Source organism: Paenarthrobacter sp. PPS72 (assembly GCF_048537125.1).
Taxonomy (GTDB): Bacteria; Actinomycetota; Actinomycetes; order Actinomycetales; family Micrococcaceae; genus Arthrobacter; species Arthrobacter nitroguajacolicus_E.
In genome coordinates, this window is sequence record NZ_JBLYIE010000085.1 from 1 (window position 1) to 485 (window position 485).

Sequence of the window (485 nt, forward strand, 5' to 3'; positions counted from 1 at the left end):
CGTTCTTCGACTTCGCCGCGAACCAGGCCTGGGCCAACACCGCCACCCTGGCCTTCAACCTCGTCTCCTGGCTCCAGCTCACCGCCCTCCCGCACGGCCACCACGCCAAAGCCTGGGACATCAAACGCTGGCGCTACCGGATCTTCGCGACCGCAGGGAAAATCATCACCCGCGCCCGCCGCACCCGGCTCCTCTTACCAGAATCAGCGCCGGAGAAAGACCTTCTGAAACTGCTTCTGGAGAACACCACCCACCTTAGAGAAGTTCTGCCTGCCCGCTCAGGCTGAGCCCGTCACTGACCCTACCCCGACGAGCAGCCCCCATCACCGGAAGTGGAACCGGCGCCACCCCAAAGCGAACCAAAGGGCCAAACCACGCTGCCCGAAAACAGAAAACAACCCCCGACCAACCAGCCAGCCCAAAGCAGCAACCATCACCAACCGCCATGAAAAATCGAGGCTAACCCCAATACCGTTTACTTAGGC

General features: G+C 61.6%; 1 protein-coding gene. It reads left to right on the plus strand.

Going from position 1 to position 485, the window contains the following annotated elements; genetic code table 11:
- The coding region (locus tag ACLRGI_RS23145; RefSeq protein WP_419203780.1) for a transposase at nucleotides 1–287 on the plus strand (287 nt) is incomplete at its 5' end.
- Between the last annotated feature and the right edge of the window lie 198 nt (nucleotides 288–485).